The organism is Arthrobacter sp. StoSoilA2, from assembly GCF_019977195.1.
Taxonomy (GTDB): domain Bacteria; phylum Actinomycetota; class Actinomycetes; order Actinomycetales; family Micrococcaceae; genus Arthrobacter.
Genome location: NZ_AP024643.1, coordinates 1,964,637 through 1,990,333, shown reverse-complemented (window position 1 = coordinate 1,990,333; position 25,697 = coordinate 1,964,637). Strand labels below are relative to the sequence as shown.

Below are 25,697 nucleotides of genomic sequence, written 5' to 3'. Positions count from 1 at the left end.
CCGTCTAGAAGAGTGCCACTTTGGGAGCACGCGGGAAGATGTCGTCCAGTTCCTCGCGCTCCTCCTGGCTCGGGACCCAGCACACTGCTTCAGCGTTCTCACGAATCTGCTCCGGACGCGTCGCCCCGGCAATAACACTGCTGACGCCGGGTTGGGCTGCCAACCACGAGAACGCCAGCTGGAGTTCGGTGATGCCCCGCTCCTTGGCGAACTGGCCAAAGCGGCCCAGCTGCTGCCAGTCGGCGTCATGCACCAGATTGGTTCGTGTGTGGCTCAGGCGGGAGCCCTCGGGGGCATGACCTGCGGAGTACTTGCCGGTGAGCAGGCCGTTGGCCAGGGGGAAGTAAGGAAGCACGCCAAGCGAGAAGGCGCCCGCGGCAGGCAGTACTTCGAGCTCGGCGCGACGGTCCAGCAGGTTGTAGTGGTTCTGGGTTGAAATGAAGCGAACCCCTCCAGACTGCCGCCCAACGTACTCGGCCTCGGCGATCTGCCATCCGGCGAAGTTCGAGTGTCCGATGTAGCGGACCTTGCCGCTGCTGACCAGGACATCCAACGCTGCAAGGGTTTCCTCGATGGGCGTCTGTGGGTCCGGGGTGTGGAACTGGTAGAGGTCGATCCACTCCGTGCCCAGCCTGCGTAGCGAGGCTTCCACCGCTTTGAGGATGTAGCGCCTGGAACCGCGCGCGCCAAAGTCCTTGCCATTGGCCCCGCGCATATCCATACCAAACTTGGTACCGATGACGACGTCGTCGCGATGCCCCTTCAGCGCTTTGCCAAGCATGGTCTCGCTGAGGCCAGGTTCCCGGCCGTAGACATCCGCGACGTCGAAGAACGTCACCCCGGCATCGATCGCGGCGTGGACAACGGCATCCGTGCCTTCCTGCGACTCCGTGTGAGTGTTGGCGCGCCCCAGATTGTTACAACCCAGCCCCACAGCTGAGACGGTCAGTCCGGAATGGCCAAGGCGTCGATATTCAGTCATGGAACCCAGCCTATAACGCCACTCCGGGGCCCATGGCCGATGTTTAGCGCAAGCCGAAAGTGATGCCGGATTCCTCCATTGCCTCCTCGAGCTGGGCTATGGCCACCGGTCCCATGCCGTGGAGCTTGGAGGCTTTCTGTTCGCCGAACTCGGCCAGCTGTTCCAAAGTTTCGATGCCTTCGTGGGCAAGGGCGCGTTTTGCCGGCGCCGCAAGACCCTTGGGCAGCGGCGTATGTCCGGGCCAGTTGCTCTTGGACGACATGGAACATCCCTCCTGAGTGCGTTAGGTCCTACTTAGAGGGTAAAGCCCACACCTTGCTTGGGCGAGTGCTTCAGGCGGAATGCCGTGGGGTCGCTGTGCGGAGCCGCTGCAATGGAGAGCTTGGTGAAATCCAGGTCCTCATTGCGAACGCAGATCTTGATGGCATTGACGGCCTTGTTGACATCCGGGCAGAGGCAAAAGACGTTCAGGCGCGAGTTCCCAATCTCCGTGCGGTCCACGATTCCCAGTCCCCGCCAAGCCAGTTCACCAGTCAGCGCCGCCTTCGCCTTGCGCTCGAAGTGACGGTCACGTTCCGTGCCGTCCTTGGTCTTCAGAGCGAATTGTGCCACCACCCAAAATTGCTCGGACTCGGGAATCTCAGCGAACCCGTCCTCTTCACACTGGGCAGCGAAAGCCGCCATCAAACCGTCCACGGAAGAGTCGTCGTCGACCCCTGTTTCATCCGTCTTGCTTTGGTGGCCCACCACCCCGTGATTGATCACGAACTGGTGGTCGTCGTCGTCGTACCAGGCTTCACGGAAGTGAAGTACTCCCTCGTCGTCGCGCTTGTATGCGCGGATAATGCCGCTCATGTTCGTCCTTTCCTGAACCACTCTGCACTGGTGTTGCTGGTGCCCTCGACGTCGAATGGAGCCTTCATGGCGTCCACTGCTTCACGAAGGGCTGCGCACTCCGCACGCATGGTTTCCACGGTTTCTGCGGGATATCCCATGCCTACCCTGTGGTCCTCAAACTCATCCTCGTCATCGACGAACACACCGTGAAGGGTGGATCGGATGACGTCCAGGTCCATATCGATCATGTGGAACTCGGTGACGCCTGGCCTGATCGTGTTCCACCCATGGCCGGTTGCCAGGTCTACGTAGATCCGGAAGTCACCCGGGTAGGTGTCGTCATAGAACGTGGCTACGAATTCGCCGGTCCGCGGTACCAGCAGGACGGCATCCGAAGCTGTGTAGAAGGCAGCACCGGGACGCGAACAGAACTCGCCCGCGCCCTGGAAAATCCACCACCCGTGGATGTCCTCACCCAGGTAGCGGCCGGGCACAACCCAGTGGGCCTTGCCGTTCCATTTCCTGTTTCTCGCCACCACGAGGTCACCGGGCTGCAGGGAGCCCGGCTCGCGATCGGGACTCACAGCTTGGGCAGACTGCCGGTGGTGGGGTGTTCCTGACCTGGCAGGGGTCGCGCAAAGGGGACCTTTGTACCCAGGACCTGGGCTACGACGTCGTGGGCTATTTTCTGGGCCGTCAGTCCGACGCGTTCCAGGACCTGGCTCCTGGATCCGTGCACCAGGAACTCAACAGGCAAGCCCACCTCGTTCAAAGCCGTATCAACACCGGCTGCGCGCATTTCCTGGCGGATGCGCGAACCCACGCCGCCGGCCCGGACGCCGTCTTCGATGCAGATGACCAGACGATGCCTGGCGGCAAGGGCGATGATTGACCTGCGGACAGGCAGGAGCCAACGGGGATCAACCACCGTTGAGCTGATTCCCTGGGCGCCAAGCCGGCCGGCGACATCCAGGGCGAGTTCGGACATGGCGCCAACGCTGATGATGAGGACGTCGTTTTCGCTGGAACCCTCGGGACGTCGTGCGAGGATATCCACGCCATCGTGGAGCCGCTCAATAGCCTCCACTTCAGAACCGACGCTGCCCTTGGAGAAACGCACCACCGTGGGGGCGTCATTGATGGCGACCGCCTCGCGCAGTTCTTCCCTGAGCCGGGTGGCGTCGCGCGGTGCGGCCAAATGGAGTCCGGGGACAATCTGGACCATTGCCATGTCCCACATACCGTGATGGCTGGGACCGTCCGGCCCTGTAACGCCTGCACGGTCCAGGACGATCGTGACCCCTGCCTTGTGGAGTGCCACATCCATCAGGAGCTGATCGAAGGCACGGTTCAGGAAGGTTGCGTAAACCGCCACCACCGGGTGCAGGCCACCGTAGGCCATCCCCGCAGCAGACGTGAGTGCATGCTGTTCGGCGATACCGACGTCGATAACGCGTTCAGGATGGCGCTCCGCGAATTTATGCAGACCGACCGGTATCAGCATTGCCCCGGTGATACCGACAATGTCAGGACGCTCGTCAGCGATGTCGGCGATTTCCTCGGCGAAGACCGAGGTCCAGGATCTGGCACCGGGCCTTTCGGTCGGCTCACCCGTCTCTGGATCAATGATTCCCACAGCGTGGAATTGATCGGCCTCGTTGGCAAGGGCGGGGGCATAGCCGTGGCCCTTTTCGGTCATCGCATGCACGATCACGGGGCCACCGTAGGCCTTGGCCGTTGTGAGGGCGTGCTCCATGGCCTGGAGGTTGTGGCCGTCCACCGGACCGATGTACTTCATGCCCAGGTCTTCAAACATTCCCTGGGGCGCCCACCAGTCCTTGATGCCCTTCTTCATGGCGTGCAGGCTCTTGTAGGTGAACTGGCCTACGGGACCACCGTTCTGGAGCTTCTTCTTCCACCAGTCAAGCATCCGCTCATAGGCCGGCGTCGTCCGCAAAGTGTCGATGGTGGGACGCAGCGATGCCAGATAGTCGGCAAAACCGCCCACAGTAGGTGCATAGGAGCGGCCGTTGTCGTTGACAACAATCACCACGCGGCGCCGCTTATCAGCGGCAATATTATTGATTGCTTCCCAGGTCATGCCACCCGTGAGGGCACCGTCCCCTACAACCGCGACGACGAACCGGTCGCCTTCGCCGGTCAGCTGCCGGGCGCGGGAAATGCCGTCCGCCCAGGACAAAGACGACGATGCATGGGAGCTTTCGACGATGTCATGCTCGGATTCGGCGCGGTCAGGGTAACCGGAGAGGCCACCCTGCTGCCGGAGCGTACTGAAGTCCTGCCTGCCCGTGAGGAGCTTGTGGACATAGGACTGGTGCCCGGTGTCAAAGACAATGCTGTCCCGGGGAGACTCGAAGATGCGATGCACGGCAAGCGTGAGCTCGACGACGCCGAGGTTGGGACCCAGGTGTCCACCCGTAGCGGCGACGTTGGTAATCAGGAAATTCCTGATCTCGCCGGCCAGCTGTTCCAGCTCTTGGCCGGACAGTTTTGCCAGGTCCTGTGGATCCTTGATGGTTTCCAAGAGTCCCAACGGCCCTCCTTAGGGTGAATGACGTGCTTGTTAACTCTAGCGCGTGCCCGGGGCAGGCGTTTTCGCGCCTGTGGAGGATGAATAGTCATCCACAGACGCAGCAGCCCCGGCTGGTCGGGCGACCAGCCGGGGCTGCCTGCATTGGAGAATCAGCTGGAAACCAGCAGGTTCACTATGCTGCGGAGATCTGACGCAGGACGTACTGCAGGATGCCGCCGTTGCGGTAGTAGTCCGCTTCACCCGGGGTATCGATGCGCAGGACAGCGTCGAAGGACTTGGACGTGCCGTCCTCGGCCTTTGCCGTGACCTTGAGCGTCTTGGGCGTGGTGCCGTTGTTCAGCGCCGTGACGCCTTCAACCGAGAACGTCTCCGTACCGGTCAGGCCCAGGGTTGCCGCAGACTCGCCAGCGGGGAACTGCAGGGGAAGAACGCCCATGCCGATGAGGTTGGAGCGGTGGATGCGCTCGTAGCTCTCGGCAATGACGGCCTTGACACCCAGGAGGGCCGTGCCCTTGGCTGCCCAGTCACGGGATGATCCGGAACCGTATTCCTTGCCTGCAAGGACAACCAGCGGCGTTCCCGCAGCCTGGTAGTTCTGCGCAGCATCGTAAACGTACGCCTGGGGTGCACCTTCCTGGCTGAAGTCGCGGGTGAAGCCACCTTCGACGCCGTCCAGGAGCTGGTTCTTGATGCGGATGTTGGCAAACGTACCGCGGATCATGACTTCGTGGTTGCCACGGCGCGAGCCGTAGGAGTTGAAGTCCTTGCGCTCCACGCCATTGGACAGGAGGTACTGCCCTGCCGGCGTGTCGGACTTGAAGGAGCCGGCTGGCGAGATGTGGTCGGTGGTGACGGAATCGCCGAGCTTGAGCAACACGCGGGCACCCTGGATGTCCTTGACGGGGTCCGGCTGTGCCTTCATGCCCTCGAAGTATGGGGGCTTGCGGACATACGTGGAGTCCTCGGCCCAGGCGAAGGTGTCGCCTGCAGGAGTGTCCAGTGCCTTCCAGCGCTCGTCGCCGTCGAAGACGCCCTCGTAACCCTTGGCGAACATGGCCTTGTCGATGGAGGAGTCAATGACTTCCTGCACCTCGATGGGGTTGGGCCAGATGTCCTTCAGGAAGACTTCGTTGCCCTCGGAGTCCGTGCCCAGGGCATCGGTATCGAAATCGAAGTCCATGGAACCGGCCAGGGCGTAAGCGATGACCAACGGCGGGGAGGCCAGGTAGTTCATCTTGACGTCCGGGTTGATACGGCCTTCGAAGTTGCGGTTGCCCGAGAGGACAGCCGTCACGGAGAGGTCGTTGGCCTGGATGGCTTCCGAGATTTCCGGCTCCAGAGGGCCGGAGTTGCCGATGCACGTCGCGCAGCCGTAGCCAACGATGTAGAACCCCAGCTTTTCCAGGTACGGGGTCAGGCCGGACTTCTCGTAGTAGTCCGTAACGACCTTCGAACCCGGAGCCACGGAAGTCTTGACCCACGGCTTGGACGTCAGGCCCTTGTCAACGGCGTTGCGTGCAAGGAGGGCTGCAGCCAACATGACGGACGGGTTGGAGGTGTTGGTGCAGGAAGTGATCGAGGCGATCGATACTGCACCGTGGTCCAACTCAAACTCACGGCCGTCAGCGGTCTTGATGTGCACCGGAGCGGACGGGCGGCCCTGCGCGCCGTTGGCGGCGGAAGCAACGCGTGCGGTCTCCGTGGTGTGCGAATCCGCGTGCGTGAAGGAAGGAGCATCCGAAGCCGGGAACGATTCGTCCAATGCCTCGTCAACGCTGCCGTCTTCAATGGCGACGTAGTTGTGGATGTCCTTGCGGAACTGCTCCTTGGCATCGGTCAGCTCGATGCGGTCCTGGGGACGCTTCGGGCCGGAGATGGAGGGAACAACCGTTGAAAGGTCCAGCTCGAGGAACTCGGAGAAGCGCAGCTCGCGGGAAGGATCGTGCCAGAGGCCCTGTTCCTTGGTGTATGCCTCCACCAGGGCGACATTCTCTTCGGAACGGCCGGTCAGGCGCAGGTAGTCCAAGGTGACATCGTCAATCGGGAACATGGCAGCCGTGGAACCGAACTCCGGGCTCATGTTTCCGATGGTTGCACGGTTTGCCAGCGGCACAGCGGCAACGCCTTCACCGTAGAATTCGACGAACTTGCCAACAACACCGTGCTTGCGCAGCATCTCGGTGATGGTCAGCACAACGTCCGTTGCGGTGGCACCGGCCGGGATGCTGCCGTTGAGCTTGAAGCCCACCACGCGGGGAATCAGCATGGAGACGGGCTGGCCAAGCATGGCAGCCTCGGCTTCGATGCCGCCGACGCCCCAGCCCAGGATGCCCAGACCGTTGACCATGGTGGTGTGGGAGTCGGTTCCGACGCAGGTGTCCGGGTAGGCACGAAGCACGCCGTCGACCTCACGGGTCATGACTGTGCGGGCCAAGTACTCGATGTTGACCTGGTGGACAATGCCGGTTCCCGGAGGAACAACCTTGAAGTCATCGAAGGCCGTCTGGCCCCACCGCAGGAATTGGTAGCGCTCACCATTGCGCTGGTATTCGATCTCCATGTTGCGCTCCAGTGCGCCGGAGTTACCGAAGGCGTCGATCTGGACGGAGTGGTCGATGACCATTTCGGCGGGCGCCAGGGGGTTGACGCGCTTGGGGTCGCCGCCAAGTTCTTTCACGGCCTCGCGCATGGTGGCGAGGTCTACAACGCAGGGTACGCCGGTGAAGTCCTGCATGATGACCCGGGCAGGGGTGAACTGGATTTCCGTGTCGGGCTCCGCATTGGGGTCCCAACCGGCCAGGGCGCGGACGTGGTCAGCCGTTATATTGGCGCCATCCTCAGTCCGCAGGAGGTTTTCAAGCAATACCTTGAGGCTGAACGGAAGGCTGTCTGCGCCCTCTACGGAGTTCAACCGGAAAATTTCATAATCGGTGCCGGCTACATTCAGTACGCCTTTGGAACCGAAGCTGTCCACAGTGCTCATGGCAGGACTCCTCTCGCAACAGTTTCATCTTTGTCGCGTGGTTGGCCGCTAGCCAGTTAGGCGCACCTTACTTAGCCGGGCGGCACTCTCAGTTGGTCAACCCCTGCCCCCGCGCGGAACAATGCGGAGTGGGGCTGCTATGTGGGACTACTATGCCCATCGTAGTGGCTTCGATCACGTTCAAGCACCGCTGCCAGGCAGCTCCGTCAAACGCGGCAACCCACGCATCGCCCGCCATCGGTGGCGTGACGGGCGATAACCGGCCTAACCGGCGGGAACGATGAGGCTGACGGTTTCCAGGTGATGGGTGTGGGGGTACAGGTCGAAGGCCCTCAATGACTCCAAGCGCCAACCCCCTTGCTGGAAGTAACCCAGATCACGTGCAAAAGAAGCCGGATCGCAGGACACATAGGCAATTGCCCTGGGATGTGAGGCCATGAGTTGGTTTACCACTGCTTTTCCAGCACCCACGCGCGGTGGGTCCAGGACCAGGGAATCGAAGTTCCGTGGTCGCTGGTGCAATACCCGCTCCACTCGTCCCTGCACGATCTCGACATGGGATTCTCCGTGCAGGTTCTTGCGCGCATCACGGCTGGTGCCAGGTGATCCTTCAACGGACAAAACCGAACCAGTAACGCCCACCGCATCAGCCAAAGGAGCAGTAAAAAGGCCGGCACCGGCATAGAGGTCGGCCACCGCCGCACCGGGTTGGAGATACCCTCCCCCTGCGAGGTAGCCCGTCACCGCGTCCACAAGGGTATCGGGCGCGTCCTTATGAATCTGCCAGAACCCTTCGCCCGTCACACGGTATTCATGCCCTGCCGCCGATTCCTGCACCCAGGTCCTCCCCCGAAGCTGCAGCACCTGGCCCTTGCCGGGATCGAAGCTGGCTACGGAGACATCATGCGGCAACTGCGAAAGGACGCTGTGCAGCCGCTTGGGACTGGTCGTTTCCTCCGGCGCCAGCAACACCAGCGGCCTGGAGCCATTGGCAGGTGTCGCCACTTCCACGCGCGCTATCCCGCTGAGATCGAGGTCCCACAACTTGAGTTCGTTAATTCCGGGAAGTGCCAAGGGCATCTCCCGGATCGGCACCACGACGTCCGAACGGTGGGCATGCATACCCAGCCGCCCCTTGGAGGTCACGGCAAAGCTGGCGCGCGTACGCCAGCCGAGTCCGCCGTCGTCGTTGGCACCTACGCCCTCAACCTCGACCGCAAGGTCCAGGCCGGCGAGTCTCTTGAGCTGCTCCGACAACACTTCAGCCTTCAGGGCGCGCTGCCGCTGCAGGGAAATGTGGCCGAGCTCGGCACCTCCCACGGGCGGATTTCCGTGCTGCCAGGCCGCCAGCGAATCTGCCGGCTTCCAGAAGTGCGGCACGCGGTCCGGCGAGGCTTCCAGGACCTCCACGACGTCGGCACGCCAGAAGCGCGACGAGTCGCCGGAGTCGGTCAACCGGATGCGGACCCTCTCCCCCGGAATGCCGTGGCGTACGAAGATGACGCGGCCCTCATGGCGTGCGACGAAATGCCCGCCATGCGCGATGGGGCCAACGTCAACGGTCAGTTCGGTGCCGGCTGTACCTTGGCCTCCGCTGTTGTCAGTAAGGGGTGAAATGCTGTGGGAGGTCATTGGGTATCCTGCAGTGCCTTTGCTTCTTCGGAGGACTTCAGCTGCCACGGAACGCTGGCAACCATGACTCCAGGTTCAAAGTGGAGCCGCGTCTTGATTCTGAGGGCCGTCTGGTTGTGGACCAGCTGCTCCCACCATTTGCCCACGACATACTCGGGGATGTACACCACGATCAAGTCGCGGGGAGAGTCGCGTCTCATGTTCTTGATGTACTCCATGATGGGAGTCACGGTCTCACGGTAGGGGCTGGCCAGCACGGTCAGGGGTACTGGAATTTCCAGCTTCTCCCAATCCCGGACGGTATGTTCTGTCTCTTCGGAGTTGATATCCACGGTGACCGCGTCGAGTCGCGAAGGCCGCGACGCCCGGGCGTAGGCCAGGGCACGCAATACAGGCTTGCGGACGTGGGACACAAGCAAAACGGCGTGGACCCGGGTGGGCAATGCGCGTGGCGATGAATCCTCGTCAACTGCCAACTCCTTGGCAACATTGTCATAGTGCGCCCGGATACTCCACATGATGAGGAACAGCACGAACATTGCCAGGAGTGCGATCCAGGCACCTTGCTCGAACTTGGTGATGAGGACGATGACCAAGACCAACCCCGTCATGCCGAAGCCCACCATGTTGATGGTCCGGGACTTGATGATCCTGCGGCGTACCGACTTGTCCCTGGCCAGTTTCAGCTCCCGGCCCCAGTGGCGGACCATGCCGAGTTGGCTGGCGGTGAAGGAAATGAAGACACCCACGATGTAGAGCTGGATGAGCTTGGTGACGTCGGCGTTGAACGAAAGGATGAGGACCAGCGCTCCGGCAGCCAGGGCCAGCACGCCGTTGCTGAAGGCCAACCTGTCGCCGCGGGTTCGGAGCTGGCGGGGCAGGTAGCCGTCCTGCGCAAGGATGGATCCCAGCACGGGGAAGCCGTTGAAGGCGGTGTTGGAAGCGAAGACAAGGATGACGCCAGTGGCGGCCACCACCACGTAAAAGGGAATGGAACCTGCCCCAAAAATGGTGTCTGCGATCTGGCTGATGGCCGGGTTCTGGATATAGCCCTCGGGCAACGGCTTGCCGTCAAGAAGGAATTCCTTGGCGGGATCCAGAACAATGTGGACCTTGGTGGCGTTGGCGAGGTAAAGGATGCCGGCCAGCATGGCCGCCGCGATCGCGCCCAGCAACAGCAGGGTTGTGGCAGCGTTCTTGCTCTTGGGCTTCTGGAAATTGGGCACCCCGTTGCTGATTGCCTCCACACCCGTCAATGCCGCGGCGCCCGAGGAAAAGGCACGCAGCAACAGGAATGCGCCGGCAAGTCCAACGAGGCCTTCATCGAAGCCGGCCTCGGGCACGATGGTGAAGTTGGCGGATGGCGCCTGGCCAAGTTGTCCCGTCAGCGCCTGGAAGATGCCCACGAGGGTCATGCCCAGGATGGACGCCATGAAAATATAGGTGGGAACGGCGAAGACCGTGCCGGCCTCCTTGATGCCCCGCAGGTTGACCAGGGCGAGAATGATCACGCCCACAGTCGCGATCATCGCCTGTTGGCCGTGCAATGAAGGGATCGCCGTGGTGAGGTAGGCCGCTGCGGAAGACATCGATACCGCAACGGTCAGGACGTAGTCCACCAAGAGCGCGGAAGCGACGGTGAGCCCGGCATATTTGCCCAGGTTGACGTTGGCGATCTCGTAGTCGCCCCCGCCCGATGGGTAGGCGTGCACATTCTGCCGATAGGAGGCAACCACTGTGAGCAAAACCACCATCACGGCTAAGCCGACGAACGGGGAGAAGGCCACGGCGCTGACACCGGCGAGAGCCAGGGTCAGCAGGATTTCATCCGGCGCGTAGGCCACTGAAGACAGGGCGTCCGAGGCGAAGATCGGCAAAGCGATGCGTTTAGGCAAGAGGGTGTGGGATAAGCGGTCATTCCGGACTGGCCGGCCCACAACCACACGCTTCGCAGCATTCAGTATTGTCAACACTTTCGCAAAACTACTCTGAATCCCCGGCGATGTCATGACGGCGGTCGCCGCCTTACGTCCGCTGCACCGGTAAAGTCATACGCAGCGGCACGGTAAACACACATAAGGAGACACGGTGGCTCACTTCGTGATCATGGGTTGCGGCCGTGTTGGCGCAACCCTGGCACACACTTTGGAAGACGCCGGCCATTCGGTGGCCATCATCGACCAGGACGAGCGGGCGTTCCGTCGGCTTCGCAACACGTTTACCGGCCGCAAGGTCACCGGCGTAGGTTTCGACAGGGACACGCTCAAGCAGGCCGGAGTGGAAGAGGCTTACGCCTTCGCCGCAGTTTCCAGTGGTGACAATTCCAATATCCTGGCCACCCGGGTAGCACGTGAGACATTCCATGTGGCACACGTCGTGGCCCGTATTTACGATCCCGGACGCGCCGAAATTTACCAACGCCTCGGCATTCCCACCGTGGCTGCCGTGCGCTGGAGCGCCGACCAGGTCCTCAGGCGCATCCTTCCCGAACAGCATCTCGCCGGCGATTACCGGGAGCCATCAGGGCGGCTCGTCCTGGCGGAGGTGGACCTGCATGAAGGATGGATTGGCCACAGCCTGACGTCCATTGAAGCTGCCGCGGGCATTCGCATAGCCTTCCTGACGCGTTTTGGTGAAGGCCTCCTGCCCCTGCCGGGCACGGCGTACCAGGAAGGCGATACCGTCCACGCAATGTTGAGCCTGGACAGGACCTCGGAGATCAGCCGGGTCCTCGCCAAAGCACCGGCCAAGGAGTCTTAGTGAAAGTTGTCATCGTTGGCGCAGGCAGCGTCGGCTCGTCCATTGCCCGTGAGCTCCTGGCCCACAACCATCAAATCCTGCTCATCGACCTCAAACCTGAAGTCATTGGCCGCAGCGGCCTGCGGGGTGCGCGCTGGCTGGTGGGCGATGCCTGCGAACTCAGCACCCTGCAGGACGCCAAACTTGAGGATGCCGACGTCGTGGTTTCCGCGACGGGTGATGACAAAGTGAACCTGGTGGTTTCCTTGCTGGCCAAGACGGAATTCGCCGTGGGCCGCACTGTTGGGCGCGTCAACAACCCCAAGAACGACTGGATGTTCAATGACTCGTGGGGTGTGGACGTCGCCGTCAACACTCCCCAGCTCATGACTGCGCTGGTTGAGGAAGCCGTAGAAATCGGCGACATCGTCCGGCTGTTGACCTTGCAGACCGGCGTCGCCTCGATCGTGGAATTTACCGTTCCGCACGACTCCCACGTCATTGGGAGCACAGTGGGCGCCATTGAGTGGCCGGAAGACGCCACCTTGGTAGCCATCCTGCGCGATCAGGCACCCATCACCCCAAGCCGGGACGATGTCCTCGATGGTGGCGACGAACTGTTCTTCGTCACCACCATCCAGGCAGAGGACGGTCTGCGGGCACTGTTGTCGCCGGCGTCGATGGCAGGCCAGGGGCCCCGCGACGGCGATGCCGGCGTTGCGGATCAGGCCGAGGACGACGGCTTCGACGGCTGAGGTGCCGGCTTGGTCACAAGCCAGGCCACCCAAAGGCCAAGGATGTACAGCGGTGCACCCATGAGGAGCCGGGTAGTCGCCAACGCCGTCAAGCCTGGTTCACCCAGGAAGTACAGGGGCACCTGCACCACCAGCCGCAGCGCAAGCACGGCCACAACAATCCAGGTACCAAGCTGGTACGCCCGCAGGCGTTCGGGATCCTTGCGCCATTCGAGACCCTCGTTGCGGACGAATCCGAACAGCAACCCTGCAATGGGCCATTTGAGGACGATGGAAAGTACCATGCCCGCGATGTAGGCAATGTTGGTGAAGAAGCCGAGAACGTAGAAGTCCTCGGCCTTCCCTGTGGTGTTGGCCAACCAAGCAGAAATCCCGACGCCGACCACACCGGCAAGTGCCTGCGTCAACGGGCGTCGTTGGATCAGGCGGACAACAGTGAAGATTGCTGCCGTCGCCAACGCCGCGACCAGGGAAACCGTCAAGTCCCGGCTTATGGTGAAGGCCACGAGGAAAACGAGGCCCGGCAGGATACTCTCCGCGATGCCTTGCACTCCCCCGGCAGACTTCAACATGTCTACATGGCCGGCACTGTTGCGCTGAAGCCCTGCCTTTTCTGCATAGCCCGCAGCCAACTCCGCCACCCCCGGGGTTTCGGCTGCCGGGGTCTTGGCTGACCCAGTGGCCGGGGTTTCAGTCCCGCCTGGCGTCGGCTGTGCGGAATCCTTCGGCTCTGATCCGTTGGCCACGGTCATAGGTGCTCCTGACGGGAAAGTATTTCGTAGCGTGGATTGAACATCGCAGGCAAGCCGTCCAGTTGCGTCACCATGCCGTTCAGGCGCAGCTCAACTCCTGCTTCAATCCCAGGTACACGGTTCCTGCCCAACCAGATGACGCGCAACCGCGCATAGGGCCTTTTCACTCCCCCGCCACCAACCGACGGCTGGAAACTGTGCTCCAACGCGTCCACCACCACTGCTGAAAAGAAGGGTTGCTCACTTGGCGGCTGATGCGTGACGGACTCGATGAACCCAGTGCAGGTGGCCCTGCCGCGGGAAGGGAGATCACGGATAGCGACTTGCTGGGACTGCTGGCTGGACGGTCCTGTCGAGCCGGGCGTATCAGCCAATCTGGGTGATCTCCGGTCCCCGCTCCGGCTGCTGCATGGCAGGCCCGGCCTGCTGCGCATCGGGATCGGGAACCTGGGCTTGGGCTGGGGCTTGGGCGGCAGCGTCCTTGGGCAGGCGCAGCTGCAACAGTTCCCGCGGCGGCATCGGGTTGTCGCCGCGGACAACAACTACGCGCCGGAAGAGCTCCTCCAGGGCGGCGGCGGCCTCCCGGTCCAGTGCGGCTTCGCCACCGAGGACTCCCCGCAGGAACCAGCGGGGGCCGTCCACACCCATGAAGCGGGCGGCGCGGAAACCCCGGCTGCCGTCGGTAGCTTCCGCGGGAAGCTTGGCGATGAGCTCTGTGCCAAACGTTCCGGATACTTCTTCTGTCTCGCCACCCTGGCTGGCTACGGATTGGCCGATCTGCTCGCGGATCTCGTCCCACAGGCCCTCCGAACGCGGAGCGGCGAATGCCTGGAGCTGAAGGCTTGAGCCGGCCAGGTCCATGGTCACTGCCACCACGCGCTGGGTAGCTTCTTCTACTTCCAGCCGCAGCTGGAGTCCGTCGGCGGGTGCGATCAGCAGTGCGCCGAGATCCACGTATCCGTCGCGGTCCTCGATCTCATCGATGTCCCAGGGACCTTTGCCAAGCCGGAAATCACCCTTGGTACCGGATGCGCCGGTTGCAGGGGCTGTTGCCTCAACGGCGTCGTTTTCCTCGACGGTGCCAGCGGTTTCCAGCCGCTCGGCCTTGGACTTTTTGCCGCGCCCAAAAAGCATTGGGTTGTCTCCTTAGTAGTGGTCTATCCCCAAGTAAACCGCAACCCCGTGGGTTATCAGGCCACCGGTGCGTTGAATCCGCCAGTGGAACCAAAGCCGCCCGTACCGCGGGCGGAGTCGGATAGATCATCAACCATCACGAAGCGCGCGTACTCGACGCGCTGAATCACCATTTGGGCAATTCTATCGCCGCGCTTGAGCTCAATGGCGTGGTTCAGGTCAGTGTTCAACAAGGTGACCGCGATTTCGCCGCGGTAACCTGCGTCCACAGTCCCGGGTGCATTGACAACGGTGAGGCCATGTTTGGTGGCGAGCCCGGACCGCGGGTGGATCAGGGCAACAAAGCCATCCGGGAGGGCAATCGAAACGCCCGTAGGAACCAATTTCCGTTCACCCGGGGCAAGTTTCACGTCCTCGCGGGCCCGCAGGTCCGCGCCGGCATCGCCCGGGTGCGCGTAGGACGGTGCTTCCAGCCCGGCGTCGAGCATTTTCAGCTGAACGTCCAAAGTGGGCGCGCCATACGCTGCGGTGGTGTCATTACTGAATACTGCGGTCTCGTTGCTCACAGTGGACCATTCTACGTGGGGCACATCCCTGCGGGCACTCCGGGCAGTTAGCCGGCCCAAGGGCCGATAAGCTGGACCCATGCCTACGCCTGACCAGTCCGTCCCCATGCCTGCCCGGAACAGTCCCTCCGCCTCCCAGGTGCTGTTCACCGAGAAATTATGGCCGACCATCTGGATCTGGGTTGTCGTCGTGGGCCTCTCGAGCGCCGGAATCCTGATGTTCGCACCCATCAGTGCCGCCGCGGGTATCACGGCCGCCCTGGTGCTTCTGGCCGTCATGACCACCCTGCTGGTGGTTTCAACACCCACCATCACCGTTACGCGGGACAGCCTTAGGGTGGGACGGGCCACTATCGACCGTAAATTCGTCGGCAGCGTCGAGGCCTTCAAAAAAGAGGCGGCCACCGCCGAACGTGGAACCCGCCTCAATGGCCTCGCCTACATGTGCTTCCGCGGGTGGATCGATGCCGTCGTGAAAATCGAGATCACCGATCCCGCCGATCGAACACCCTACTGGCTGGTGTCTTCGCGCCGCCCGGAGGAACTCGTCGCTGCGCTGGGCGCGCGCTAGCTGCTAGCTCTCACATTCCGTGCAGTACAGGTGCCCGTTCCTCTCAGCTGCAATCTGGGAGCGGTGCTTCACAAGGAAGCAGTTGTAGCACGTGAATTCGTCAGGCTGTGGTGGCATGACTTGAATAAGGAGCTCTTCTCCGGAGAGGTCCGCTCCGGGGAGCTCGAAGCCATCGGCAAGATCGGTCTCATCGACATCCACCGCAGAGGATTGCTTCCCCGACTGGCGCGTCTTGAGTTCCTCAATCGAGTCCTCGCTGACGTCTTCCTCGGTCTTTCGAGGGGCATCGTAATCCGTGGCCATGGTCCTTCTTCGTCCTGTCGTACTTGCTCCGGGTAGGATTCCGGCCTGGCGGATTTCCTGCCCGCCGCCGGTCTAAGGGTGTAACGCCGGACGCCCCGGATTTGTGCCCGATATCGGCCAGATTGTCCTCCCCTGTCCAGCAATTGTCCAGAGGCAGCAATTTGAGCTCGGATTGCAGGGACGGAACCGGCCGGTAATCTGCCATTTTCGCCGGAATATCACGGCACGCCCTTTGTCCTAGTAGGAAAAGGGCAATGGGGGTGGCAGAGTTTCGAATGTCAGTTATGCCATGTGGTGGAGGGTGTTATGCAGGATCTACGGCTGGTAGGCGTCCACGACGACGGCGGGCATCTGCTCCTGAGCGGACCCGGCGGTGCGATGTTCCAGCTTCCGATCGACGAGGCACTTCGTGCCGCGACGAGCAGGACCCCCGCCCAGGTTGCTGCGCGGGCGTCAAACACCCCGATTGCCATGTCCCCCAGGGATATTCAGTCCAGAATCCGCAGTGGAGCGACGGCGGCCGAGGTAGCGGAGTTGTCCGGGCTGCCCCTTGCCAACGTGCAACGTTACGAGGGCCCCGTCCTGGCCGAGCGTGAGTACGTTGCGCAGCAGGCCAGGAACATTGAAGTAGCTTCCCCGGCCCCGGGCCAGGACATCTATCGTTCCGCCTTTGGCGACAATCCAGCGACACTCGGCGAAATGGTAGCCCACCGCCTGTCCGCGCACGGCATCGATTCTTCAACGGTTGAATGGGACTCGTGGCGCCGTTCGGATGGTTCCTGGACCGTCGTCGCGCGCTTTGAGGCGGTCCCCGGTACGCACGGCAGCATCGGCGAGGAGCCGCCCGCGATGTGGACGTTCAGTCCGCAGCGGAAATCCCTGCAGAACGCCAACCGCTGGGCCCAGCAGCTCAGCGAACTGGAGCCACTGGACGGGCCCGTTCCTACGCGCCGGCTTGCCGCCGTCTCGGATCGTCCTTTCGACTTTGAGACGGACGCCGAAACCGCGGCACGCGCGTCTGCGAAAGAGTCCGACAGCCTCCTGGAAATGCTCCGCTCACGCCGCGGGCAGCGCCTGGGCGTGGACGAGGACGGCGATGACGCCCTGGCCGTCCTGCTCAGCAACGTTCCTGCAGCCCACCCGCGTTCAGCCGGTGAAGATCAACACCCGGCCGAGGAACCCGCCGCAGATCAACCGGAACCGGAAGCTTCTCCCGTGGCCGAGCCTGCGCGGAAGGACGGACGCCCGTCCATGCTGTCCCGGCTTAGCCTCGCGCCCCGGAACCATGACTCAAACGACGACGACTCACTGAAGCTCCACGATGGCGTCAGCACGGAGACGCGGGAAATAACCGTTGTCGCCAGCCCACTGAGGCCCGTGACGTCCTTAAGCGACCGCAAGCCGGGGGTGGCCGGCGCTCATGATCCCAAGGATGCGGATCGAATTGATTCCGGGGCCAACCAAACGCAACGGGCAGGGTTGGACGAACTGCTTGGCGGCGCCACGACCCCGCAAACACAGTCCGATCGTGCTGTCTCGCGTACAGAGCCAGCCGCGCAGGACAAGGCAAGCGTTGAGGCCGGGGACCATAACACCCACAAGGATGCTGAGGCACCCGTAGAGCGCCAGCCCTCACGTCCAAAACGGTCAAGCATCCCCAGTTGGGACGAGATCGTCTTCGGCGCCCGCGGCGACTAGCGCCCAGCGCGGCGACCAGCATCCAGCGCGGCGACCATCACCTAGCTTGGCTTCAGGCCGGAGCCAGTGCCGGACCCCGCTCCGGGCCACAGGCAGGCATCGACGTCGAACGGCAGGGTTTGGTCTCCGCCGGCCATCAGGTTGGCCCCGTGGGCTGTCACGCGGCGCATGTAATGGCGTCGGCACAACGTCTCATAGCCAACCACCGGTTCATGGCCGGCAGCTTCCCCTGTCCGAACTTCATTGCTCATGGCCTGGGCGTCGCCGGCGGTCTGGGGAGCGACATCGCCAACCATGACCTGGTCCCCTTCCACCACCATGATGCCGTCCACGGTTCGGGCATTTTGAGTTGCCCGGCGCCCGCACCAGCACAATGCCTCGACCTGTAGCACCTGTACTTTGTCAGCGAGTTCGATCAGACGTTGGGAGCCGGGAAACAGGGTGGTTCGAAAGTCCGAGGTGATCCCGAACGCGAAGACGTCCACCTCCATCTCATCCACCAGGCGTGCCAGTTGCTCCACCTGGGCAGCGGAATAGAACTGGGCTTCATCGCAGATCAGATAGTCCACACGGAGCCCACTGGTCCGGCGTACAACCACTTCGTCCCAGAAGTCCGTGTCCGCACGGACTTCAACGGCGTCTGTCCGGAGGCCCAACCTGCTGGAAATCGTCGAATCACCTGCGCGGTCGTTGCAGCTGAAACGTACCCCGCCCCTGCCCCGCGCGCGGTGGTTGTAGTCCATTTGCAAAGCCAAGGTGGACTTACCGCAGTCCATGGTGCCCGAGAAGAAGACGAGTTCAGCCACGTTTGCCCTTTTTGCCGGCCGCCGGGAAGTAAAGGAATGGCACTTCGCGCTCCGCCTTCGTCAAGGACCCATGTTGGCCGACTACTTCCAACGATGCCGGACGGACCCTGCGGGTGTCGTAAAGGGCAAGGGTATCCCGGGCGGCGATCATGACATCGCCGATGCGCGGCGCCACCTCCGGCTGGACGTCACCGAACAACCCGGCGCCTATCGCCTGCTCACGGGTGAAAGCCCAGATGCGTTCGCCAAACCTTGCCCGCCAGGCAGAGATCAGTAGCTCGCGCTGGGTTTCAGGAAGGCCGGGCTCAAGGTAAAGATGCACCATGCGGGGCTCGCCTGCAGTGTGGCGGACCCCGGCGACGAGTGAGGCATCAGCTGAGAAGTCAATGCGCTGGGACTCGGGCACGTCCAGCATTCCGTGATCCCCGGTCAGCACGATAGTGGTTCCCGGGGGCAGCGTCGCGGACAGCCTCTTGACGGTGGAGTCGAGCTCTTCAAGTTGGTGTTCCCAGCGGTCGGACTGGCAGCCGTAGCGGTGACCGGCTTTGTCCAACTCGTTGACGTAGAAGTACATCAGGGATGGGCCGCCGCCGGACATTGCCTCTGCTGCGGCGGCTGTGCGCGCATGCAGGCTTGTGCCGCCCACGAAACGGCTGCCCCGGAGGGCTGCTTGGGTCATGGGGGAATTGCCGAACTGCGGGAGGCTCACGGTAACGACGTCGGCTTCGGCACCAATGCGTTCGAACACGGTAGCGTGCGGCTGCCAAAGCGCAGGGTCCACGTGGGCGTCCCAGTTGCCAAGCAGGTTCACTACTTTGTCCTGGGAAGGATCCAGGACGTCATAGCCCACCATGCCGTGCTGCCCGGCAGGCAGCCCCGTGCCCAGGCTGGCGAGGGAAGCCGCTGTGGTGCTGGGAAAAGCGGAATCAATCCAGTTGGGGACGCTGCCCTGTCCGCTGGACAGGATGGACCGCAGGAACGGCGTGTGCGAGGCCTTTTGTTTGAGCAGGCTGCGGCCCAGCCCATCGGCGAGGACCACACAGACACGCTGCGCGGCAGGCAGGTGAAGCTGGTTGGCAAATCCGGGGATGCCCATGCTCGCGGCCGCACTGGTGAAGACTTCGGCGATCGATCTGCTCCCAAAGAGCGGGGGCGAAGGGAGGTCCAGGGCCGGGGCCGTACCGGACGTTGGCTGCGTGTGCTCCTGTGCAGTCACCCTCAACGCTGGTGTCCGCGGCTCAAGCGGTTGCTGAAGACCCCCGAACGTGGCCGCGGCGCGGGGATGCCGGTGTGTGGGACGGGTGTGGGATTTGCCGTGTTCACGGCACGAAGGGCGCGTGCGAAGACCTTGGCATCCTGGACCGCTTGGAGGCCGTCCGCTTCGGCACTGATGCGCAGGACGATGTCCTCCTGGGCAATGGTTCCGCTGTAGCCGTGGTCCGCTTCGCACTGTGGATCACCGCAGCTTGCCGGGCCCATGTCCAGGCGCTGCCCGCCGGACCAGGCAATGGACACCGTCATTTCCCGAACGGGATCCGACGGCTTGTAGTCCTGCGGCTGCGAATACATGTAGCTGAGGACCACGGAACGGATCTGTGCCACGGGTACGGACTCCGTGGAAATCTGCGCGACGATCTGCTCCCCGGCTTCATCCAGTTGCTGATCGTCAACGTGGGTGATCACCAGCATGTCTTCGGTGAGCACCAGCACTGTGATGTGGCGGCGAACCTCGGCGCGATCGAAGTGCGTCTCAAGGTGCACCAGGTGTGACAGGCAGTCGCGGCCATCCAAGGCGTCATCCACGACGTCGGCCACCAGCCGGGGATAGAAACCAGCCTGTTGCAGCGCCTGGTCCAGGCTCTGTCCCTGCAAGCTGTGGTTATGGGCGCTGTGGTGCCCGGCGTTGGACGGACGGGACTGAGGCGTCGGAGACTGGGTGCTCATTCCCCCATTTTCACAGATCCACTGGGGACTTCCTAACTGCGTGCCCGGCCACTGGGCCTGTCGCCGGCGTGCAGGAAGCGCCTAGCCGCGCATTGCCCTGCGAGCGCTGTCGGTGCGCCTGGCCGCGTTGCCGATCCACACATCGGCACCCAGAATCGTTGCACCTTCAGGGCCTCCGAGCACAGGGTTGAACTCCACCAGGGCAATTCCGGGGTGGTCATCCTTGAGTTTGGCCAGCCTGGCGGCGATGTCCTCAAGAGCAGGAACATCCACGGCGGGGAGCCCCTGATAGCCGAACAGTTTCCTCGAAGCCCGCGGTGAGCGGATGAGGTCGTGCAGGTCTGCCGCGGACAACGGGGGTACCCGGTGTGCCCAATCGTCCAGCAGATTCACTGCGTCCCCTGCCAAGCCGAAAGAAACCACTGGACCCAGCAAGGGGTCCTCCATTGCGCGGAAGGTGCACGCTTGGCCTACCGGGGCCATTGCCTGGACTTCGAGGGACGGGGAACCGTAGGGTTCCAGTGCCCGGTTCATTTGCGCGATGTTCTGCAGCAAGGACTCTGCATCCTGGATGTCCAGCCGGACGCCGCCCAGGTCCAGGCGGTGCCTCAGGGTGGGGTCAGTGGTCTTCAGAACCACTGGCCAGCCCACGCGTTCGGCTGCTTCAACAGCTTCCTCCGGCGTCCCGAAGCCGATTGTCGGCACCACGGCGATACCGTAGCCGGCGAGTAGTTCCGCGGCAGCACCGGCGTCGAGCTTGCGGAGTTTCTCGCCCGTCACGCCGGTCAGCATCCTGGCCAGTGTTGCCTTGGTCCCTTCGACGTCGCAGCCACCGGGCTCGACGAAAAGACCTTGGTCGCGATCCAGCCATTGGGCGTAGCGGACGATCGCGGCCAGGGCACTGACTGCGGCACCTGCATTGGAATAGCAGGGCAGTAACGGACCATCGGAGCCGCCTACCATTCCTTCCACGGGGATGGAGGGGTCCAGAATGCCTGTGAATACAGCTACCACGGGCTTGCCGGCCTCCGCCGCACACTCGGCCAGGACACCGGCGAGCGCTTCTACCGTGAGTCCGCGTGCAGGCAGGAGTGCGGCCACGATGGCGTTGACGGATTCGTCCGCGAGGCTTGCCTGCAGGCTTGCCCGTAGCGCTGGAAGGGCGATTGACATGCCGGCGTCGAGGTCGACGTCCGTTACCAACCGGTTGACATCCAGCCCAAGGGGCCCGGCACTGTCAGCGACGACTTTCGCCAAGGCAACTGAATTGGAGTAGACAGCCAGGCCGGGGCCTGCGGGCAATGCCTGGGAGGAGACGATCTGGGCGATGTCCATCAATTGCTCAATGGTTCCCACCCTGATGACCCCTGCCTGCCTCATCATTGCGTCCACTGCTGCGGCGGGTGCTTGGGTGGTCCGGACTTCATGTCCGGGCGGAAGGCGGAGGCCCGTGACGTCGGATTTGGCGACGATCACCGGTTTGCTCCGGGACAACCTGCGGGCAAGCCGGGAGAATTTACGGGGATTCCCGATTGACTCCAGGTAGAGCCCTACGGCGGAAGTATCGGCGTCGTCCTCCCAGTACTGCATGGCGTCGTTGCCCGAGACATCTGCGCGGTTCCCGGCGGAGAGAAATGTGGACAGGCCCAACCGGCGCCGCCTGGCCGCGGCGTAGACGGCCACGCCCACGGCCGCTGACTGGCTGAAAAGGCCCAGGCCTCCTCGGGGCGGCATGCTCGGCGCCATGGAGGCGTTGAGGGATACGGCTGGATGGGTGTTCAGTATTCCCAGTGACTCCGGCCCGATAACCCGCATGCCATTGGCCCGGGCGCGCCGCACCAATTCGTGCTGGCGCGCGAGGCCCCTTTCGCCGTCGTCGGCAAATCCGGCGGTTGCCACCACGATGCCCTTGACGCCTGCTGCTGCGCAGTCGTCCACTACTTTGGGCACTTCCTCGTAAGGCACTGCGATGATCGCCAGTTGAACGGGCCCGGGGATTTCCGATAAGCGGGCAAAGGAGATCATGCCAGCGAGCTCGAAGGCCTCCGGGTTCACCGCATAGACCGGGCCTTCAAAGCCACCCTCAATAATGTGTTCCAGGAGTTGGTAGCCTACTGTCCCCCATTTGCGGCTGGCACCGATCACCGCCACCGACGACGGCGCCAGCAGGTCGCGCACGCTGCGGGCCTCTGCACGGTGTTCGCGGGACTCCATCACCGCCCGCGATTTTTCGGTGGGGTCGATATTGAACTCGACGCTCACAACGCCGTCGTCAAACCCGCGCTTGAGGTCATAGCCGGCATCGGCGAACACCATGAGCATCTTGCGGTTTTCGGGCAGGACCTCGGCGATGAACCGACGAATACCGTTCTCGCGGGCGGCTGCGGCTAGATGCTCCAGGAGGATTGAGCCAATGCCGCGGCCTTGATGGGCGTCTGAAATGTTGAAGGCCACCTCGGCTTCGTCGGGGTCCTCCAGCCGGTCGTAGCGGCCCACTCCCATGATTTCGCCACCGATCGTGATGACGAACGCCACCCGGTTCACATGGTCGACTTCAGTGAAGCGCCGCACTTCTTTTCCGGACAGTTTGGGCTTGAAGGAGAAAAACCGCATGTAGATGGAAGCCTGGGATTGACCGGCGTGGAAGGCCTGCAGGGCATCTGCGTCCTGGGGGCGGATGGGGCGGAGATGGGCTGTCCCGCCGTCACGCAGGACGACATCGGCCTCCCAATATTCCGGATAAATGCCGACGCCGGGCTGATCCACCATAGGCTTAGCCTAGCTAAAACATCCGCAGTACATCTTTAAGGATCCACCGACCCCATGGCCCGCAGCCAAACTCCCGCACGCAAAGGCGAGCCTCTCGGCGATTTCACCGAGAACATCGTCGACATCGACGTCACTTCCGAGATGGAGGGCTCCTTCCTGGAGTACGCCTACTCGGTGATCTATTCGCGAGCCCTTCCTGACGCACGTGATGGCCTCAAACCGGTTCAGCGCCGCATCCTCTACATGATGGCGGACATGGGCTTGCGCCCGGACCGGGGCCACGTCAAGAGTGCGCGCGTCGTGGGCGAAGTCATGGGAAAACTCCATCCGCATGGCGATGCCGCGATCTATGACGCCATGGTCCGCATGGCCCAGGACTTTTCCCTGCGCCTGCCGTTGATCGATGGCCACGGCAACTTTGGATCGCTCGACGACGGTCCTGCCGCCCCGCGTTACACCGAGGCGCGCCTGGCAGCGGCTGCGCTGACCATGACGGACCACCTCGACGAAGACGTTGTGGATTTCGTCCCCAACTACGACAACCAGTTGACCCAGCCTGACGTCCTTCCTGCAGCGTTTCCCAACCTGTTGGTCAACGGCACTACGGGCATTGCAGTCGGCATGGCAACGAACATGGCTCCGCACAACCTCGTTGAGGTCATTGCCGCCGCACGCCATCTGATCGCGAATCCGGACGCCACTCTGGATGACATCATGAAGTACGTCCCGGGCCCGGACCTTCCCACGGGTGGCCGCATCGTGGGCCTGGACGGCATCCGCGATGCCTATGCCACGGGCCGCGGTTCCTTCAAGACGCGCGCCAAGGTGGAAGTGGAGCAGCTGTCTGCCCGCCGGACCGGCCTGGTGGTGACCGAGCTGCCTTACATGGTTGGCCCGGAAAAGGTCATCGAAAAGATCAAGGACGCCGTCAACGCCAAGAAGTTGACCGGCATCAGCGACGTCGTGGACCTCACGGACCGCAACCATGGCCTGCGTCTGGTCATTGAGCTGAAGAACGGCTTCAACCCCAACGCCGTCCTTCAGCAGCTGTACCGCTATTCGCCCATGGAAGATTCGTTCGGCATCAACAATGTCACCTTGGTTGACGGCCAGCCGCAGACTCTTGGCCTGCTGCAGCTCCTGCAGGTTTACGTGGACCACCGTCTCAATGTGGTTCGACGTCGGACGGCTTTCCGGCTGGGCAAGAAGAAGGACCGCCTGCACCTGGTGGAAGGCCTGCTGATCGCGATCGTCGATATCGACGAAGTCATCCAGATCATTCGTTCCTCTGATGAAGCTTCCGCAGCCCGTGAGCGGCTGATGTCCATCTATGACCTCACCGAAATCCAGGCCAACTACATCCTGGAACTGCGCCTGCGGCAGCTGACCAAGTACTCCCGCCTTGAATTGGAGAAGGAGCAGGACGAGCTGCGCCGCGAGATCGAAGCCCTGGAGGCCATCCTTGGCTCCGACGAGCTGCTCCGCGACCTCGTTTCGGGTGAGCTGGCCGAAATCGCCACGAAGTACGGTACTCCCCGGCGCACCGTGCTCCTGGAGTCCGAGGCAGTCTCCCCCACTGTCGCCGCAGCCCTTGCCGCTGCGGTACCTGGACCCAAGGGCAAGGCCGCGGCCCTTCCGTTGGAAATCCCGGACGACCCCTGCTGGGCCCTCCTCAGCGTGTCGGGACAGATCGCACGGACAACCAACCAGGAACCGCTGGCCGAGGCTGGTCCGCGGGCGAAGCACGACGTCTTCCGTTCAGTGGTGAAGACCACGGCCCGTGGTGAGATCGGCGCCGTCACTTCCCTGGGCCGGATGTTGCGCCTGCAGGTCATGGATATGCCCGCCTTGCCCCCTGTCGGCGGCCTTCCAAACCTGGCCGGTGGAGTGCCGGCCAAGGACTTCATCACTCTGGTCAAGGGCGAGACGTTGGTTGCGTTGGTTCCGCTGGATGCCATTCTTGCCGTTGGTACCGTGCAGGGCGTAGTGAAGCGTGTTCAGCCGGAGTATCCGCTGAACCGTGAGGACTGGGAAATCATTTCGCTCAAGGACAAGGACACCGTTCTGGCCGTGGAACCCGCGCAGGAGGACGACGTCGAACTCGTCTTCGTGACAAAGCAGGCCCAATTGCTGCGGTTCAGTGCGTCCAACGTGCGTCCGCAGGGACGAACGGCGGGCGGTATGGCGGGGATCAAGCTCGCCGCTGGCGACGAGGTGATTCACTTCGGCACCGTGCGCGCCGACGATCCTGCCGCCGTCGTGGTGACCATTGCCGGTACCAACGGCGCCCTGCCAGGCACCGCGCCCGGAACCGCGAAGGTGACGGCTTTCGACGAGTATCCCGCGAAGGGCCGGGCCACCGGCGGCGTCCGCGTCCACCGGTTCCTCAAGGGTGAAGACACGCTGCTCCTTGCGTGGGCCGGGCACGGACCAGCAAAGGCGTCATCGGCTGCCGGTGTAGCCAGGGCACTGCCCCACGAGCACGGCCGCAGGGACGGCTCCGGCGTGCCGCTGTCCCAGCCGGTTGAGGCGATCGGGCCGAGCATGGCCTGGGACGAAATGGTTGTGTCCACCGAGTAGGCCACCGCCGAAAATAGCGCAGGGAACAACAGCAGGGCCGGCGGTTGCAGACCGCCGGCCCTGCCTGTTGCCCTGGCTTGGCAGGCTGCCCT

General features: G+C 62.9%; 22 protein-coding genes. 5 read left to right on the top strand and 17 right to left on the bottom strand.

The features are described from left to right. Positions 1-4: 4 nt before the first annotated feature. From LDN82_RS09095 to LDN82_RS09060, 8 genes are all read right to left on the bottom strand, one after another. A complete protein-coding gene (locus tag LDN82_RS09095) occupies positions 5-982 on the bottom strand; it encodes an aldo/keto reductase (protein WP_224167098.1) in 978 nt (325 codons plus the stop codon). A gap of 43 nt (positions 983-1,025) precedes the next feature. Beyond that, positions 1,026-1,244: a hypothetical protein gene (locus LDN82_RS09090; RefSeq protein ID WP_224089628.1), complete on the bottom strand. Its 219-nt coding sequence runs from the start codon at positions 1,242-1,244 to the stop codon at positions 1,026-1,028. Positions 1,245-1,276: 32 nt separating this feature from the next. Continuing rightward, positions 1,277-1,837 carry a hypothetical protein gene (locus LDN82_RS09085; protein WP_224089626.1) on the bottom strand — a complete coding sequence of 187 codons (561 nt, stop codon included), beginning with the start codon at positions 1,835-1,837 and terminating at the stop codon, positions 1,277-1,279. Further along, positions 1,834-2,403 carry a DUF402 domain-containing protein gene (locus LDN82_RS09080; RefSeq protein ID WP_224167097.1) on the bottom strand — a complete coding sequence of 190 codons (570 nt, stop codon included), beginning with the start codon at positions 2,401-2,403 and terminating at the stop codon, positions 1,834-1,836. Before LDN82_RS09080 ends, LDN82_RS09085 begins: the two co-directional genes overlap by 4 nt. Then, positions 2,400-4,373 carry a 1-deoxy-D-xylulose-5-phosphate synthase gene (gene dxs / locus LDN82_RS09075; protein WP_224089624.1) on the bottom strand — a complete coding sequence of 658 codons (1,974 nt, stop codon included), beginning with the start codon at positions 4,371-4,373 and terminating at the stop codon, positions 2,400-2,402. The genes LDN82_RS09080 and dxs overlap by 4 nt, the downstream gene beginning before the upstream one ends. 172 nt (positions 4,374-4,545) lie before the next feature. Then, positions 4,546-7,356, bottom strand: coding sequence for an aconitate hydratase AcnA (acnA, locus tag LDN82_RS09070; protein ID WP_224167096.1), 2,811 nt, complete (start codon positions 7,354-7,356; stop codon positions 4,546-4,548). 264 nt (positions 7,357-7,620) lie between these two features. Further along, a complete protein-coding gene (locus LDN82_RS09065) occupies positions 7,621-8,988 on the bottom strand; it encodes a TRAM domain-containing protein (RefSeq protein ID WP_224167095.1) in 1,368 nt (455 codons plus the stop codon). Further along, positions 8,985-10,961: an APC family permease gene (locus LDN82_RS09060; RefSeq protein ID WP_224089621.1), complete on the bottom strand. Its 1,977-nt coding sequence runs from the start codon at positions 10,959-10,961 to the stop codon at positions 8,985-8,987. The genes LDN82_RS09065 and LDN82_RS09060 overlap by 4 nt, the downstream gene beginning before the upstream one ends. A 115-nt stretch (positions 10,962-11,076) precedes the next feature. Here LDN82_RS09060 and LDN82_RS09055 point away from each other — a divergent pair, with 115 nt between their 5' ends. Together LDN82_RS09055 and LDN82_RS09050 are read left to right on the top strand one after the other, a co-directional pair. Continuing rightward, positions 11,077-11,748, top strand: a complete 672-nt coding sequence (locus tag LDN82_RS09055) for a TrkA family potassium uptake protein (protein ID WP_224167094.1) — start codon at positions 11,077-11,079, stop codon at positions 11,746-11,748. Further along, positions 11,748-12,482 carry an NAD-binding protein gene (locus LDN82_RS09050; RefSeq protein WP_224089620.1) on the top strand — a complete coding sequence of 245 codons (735 nt, stop codon included), beginning with the start codon at positions 11,748-11,750 and terminating at the stop codon, positions 12,480-12,482. The genes LDN82_RS09055 and LDN82_RS09050 overlap by 1 nt, the downstream gene beginning before the upstream one ends. Here LDN82_RS09050 and LDN82_RS09045 read toward each other — a convergent pair. From LDN82_RS09045 to dut, 4 genes are read right to left on the bottom strand one after another with little or no spacing between them, the layout of a single operon-like run. Next, the gene (locus LDN82_RS09045; protein WP_224167093.1) at positions 12,452-13,234 is read right to left on the bottom strand and encodes a DUF3159 domain-containing protein; all 783 of its coding nucleotides are present in this window, start codon (positions 13,232-13,234) and stop codon (positions 12,452-12,454) included. The two genes, LDN82_RS09050 and LDN82_RS09045, sit on opposite strands and share 31 nt — an antisense overlap. Further along, a complete protein-coding gene (locus LDN82_RS09040) occupies positions 13,231-13,608 on the bottom strand; it encodes a hypothetical protein (RefSeq protein WP_224089618.1) in 378 nt (125 codons plus the stop codon). The genes LDN82_RS09045 and LDN82_RS09040 overlap by 4 nt, the downstream gene beginning before the upstream one ends. After that, the gene (locus LDN82_RS09035; protein ID WP_224167092.1) at positions 13,601-14,368 is read right to left on the bottom strand and encodes a DUF3710 domain-containing protein; all 768 of its coding nucleotides are present in this window, start codon (positions 14,366-14,368) and stop codon (positions 13,601-13,603) included. Before LDN82_RS09035 ends, LDN82_RS09040 begins: the two co-directional genes overlap by 8 nt. 56 nt (positions 14,369-14,424) lie before the next feature. Beyond that, positions 14,425-14,934, bottom strand: a complete 510-nt coding sequence (gene dut, locus LDN82_RS09030; RefSeq protein ID WP_224089615.1) for a dUTP diphosphatase — start codon at positions 14,932-14,934, stop codon at positions 14,425-14,427. Positions 14,935-15,040: 106 nt separating this feature from the next. Between dut and LDN82_RS09025 the strand changes: the two genes are divergently transcribed. Beyond that, positions 15,041-15,505: a DUF3093 domain-containing protein gene (locus LDN82_RS09025; protein WP_224167505.1), complete on the top strand. Its 465-nt coding sequence runs from the start codon at positions 15,041-15,043 to the stop codon at positions 15,503-15,505. A gap of 3 nt (positions 15,506-15,508) precedes the next feature. On the opposite strand, the gene LDN82_RS09020 is transcribed toward LDN82_RS09025, so the two are convergent. Continuing rightward, a complete protein-coding gene (locus LDN82_RS09020) occupies positions 15,509-15,808 on the bottom strand; it encodes a DUF4193 domain-containing protein (protein WP_224089614.1) in 300 nt (99 codons plus the stop codon). A gap of 306 nt (positions 15,809-16,114) precedes the next feature. On the opposite strand from LDN82_RS09020, the gene sepH reads away from it, so the two are divergent. Beyond that, the gene (gene sepH, locus LDN82_RS09015) at positions 16,115-17,506 is read left to right on the top strand and encodes a septation protein SepH (RefSeq protein WP_224167091.1); all 1,392 of its coding nucleotides are present in this window, start codon (positions 16,115-16,117) and stop codon (positions 17,504-17,506) included. A gap of 41 nt (positions 17,507-17,547) precedes the next feature. On the opposite strand, the gene LDN82_RS09010 is transcribed toward sepH, so the two are convergent. The 4 genes from LDN82_RS09010 to LDN82_RS08995 all read right to left on the bottom strand — a co-directional run bounded on the left by LDN82_RS09010 (position 17,548) and on the right by LDN82_RS08995 (position 23,025). Continuing rightward, positions 17,548-18,312, bottom strand: coding sequence for a thymidine kinase (locus LDN82_RS09010; protein WP_224167090.1), 765 nt, complete (start codon positions 18,310-18,312; stop codon positions 17,548-17,550). Beyond that, on the bottom strand, positions 18,305-19,528 hold the full coding sequence (locus tag LDN82_RS09005; protein WP_224167089.1) for a nucleotide pyrophosphatase/phosphodiesterase family protein: 1,224 nt from the start codon (positions 19,526-19,528) through the stop codon (positions 18,305-18,307). Before LDN82_RS09005 ends, LDN82_RS09010 begins: the two co-directional genes overlap by 8 nt. A 2-nt stretch (positions 19,529-19,530) precedes the next feature. Continuing rightward, positions 19,531-20,256 carry a DUF5998 family protein gene (locus LDN82_RS09000; RefSeq protein ID WP_224089611.1) on the bottom strand — a complete coding sequence of 242 codons (726 nt, stop codon included), beginning with the start codon at positions 20,254-20,256 and terminating at the stop codon, positions 19,531-19,533. 81 nt (positions 20,257-20,337) lie between these two features. Further along, positions 20,338-23,025, bottom strand: coding sequence for a bifunctional GNAT family N-acetyltransferase/acetate--CoA ligase family protein (locus LDN82_RS08995; RefSeq protein WP_224167088.1), 2,688 nt, complete (start codon positions 23,023-23,025; stop codon positions 20,338-20,340). Positions 23,026-23,079: 54 nt separating this feature from the next. Here LDN82_RS08995 and LDN82_RS08990 point away from each other — a divergent pair, with 54 nt between their 5' ends. Beyond that, positions 23,080-25,605, top strand: a complete 2,526-nt coding sequence (locus tag LDN82_RS08990; protein ID WP_224167087.1) for a DNA topoisomerase IV subunit A — start codon at positions 23,080-23,082, stop codon at positions 25,603-25,605. Positions 25,606-25,697 lie beyond the last annotated feature (92 nt).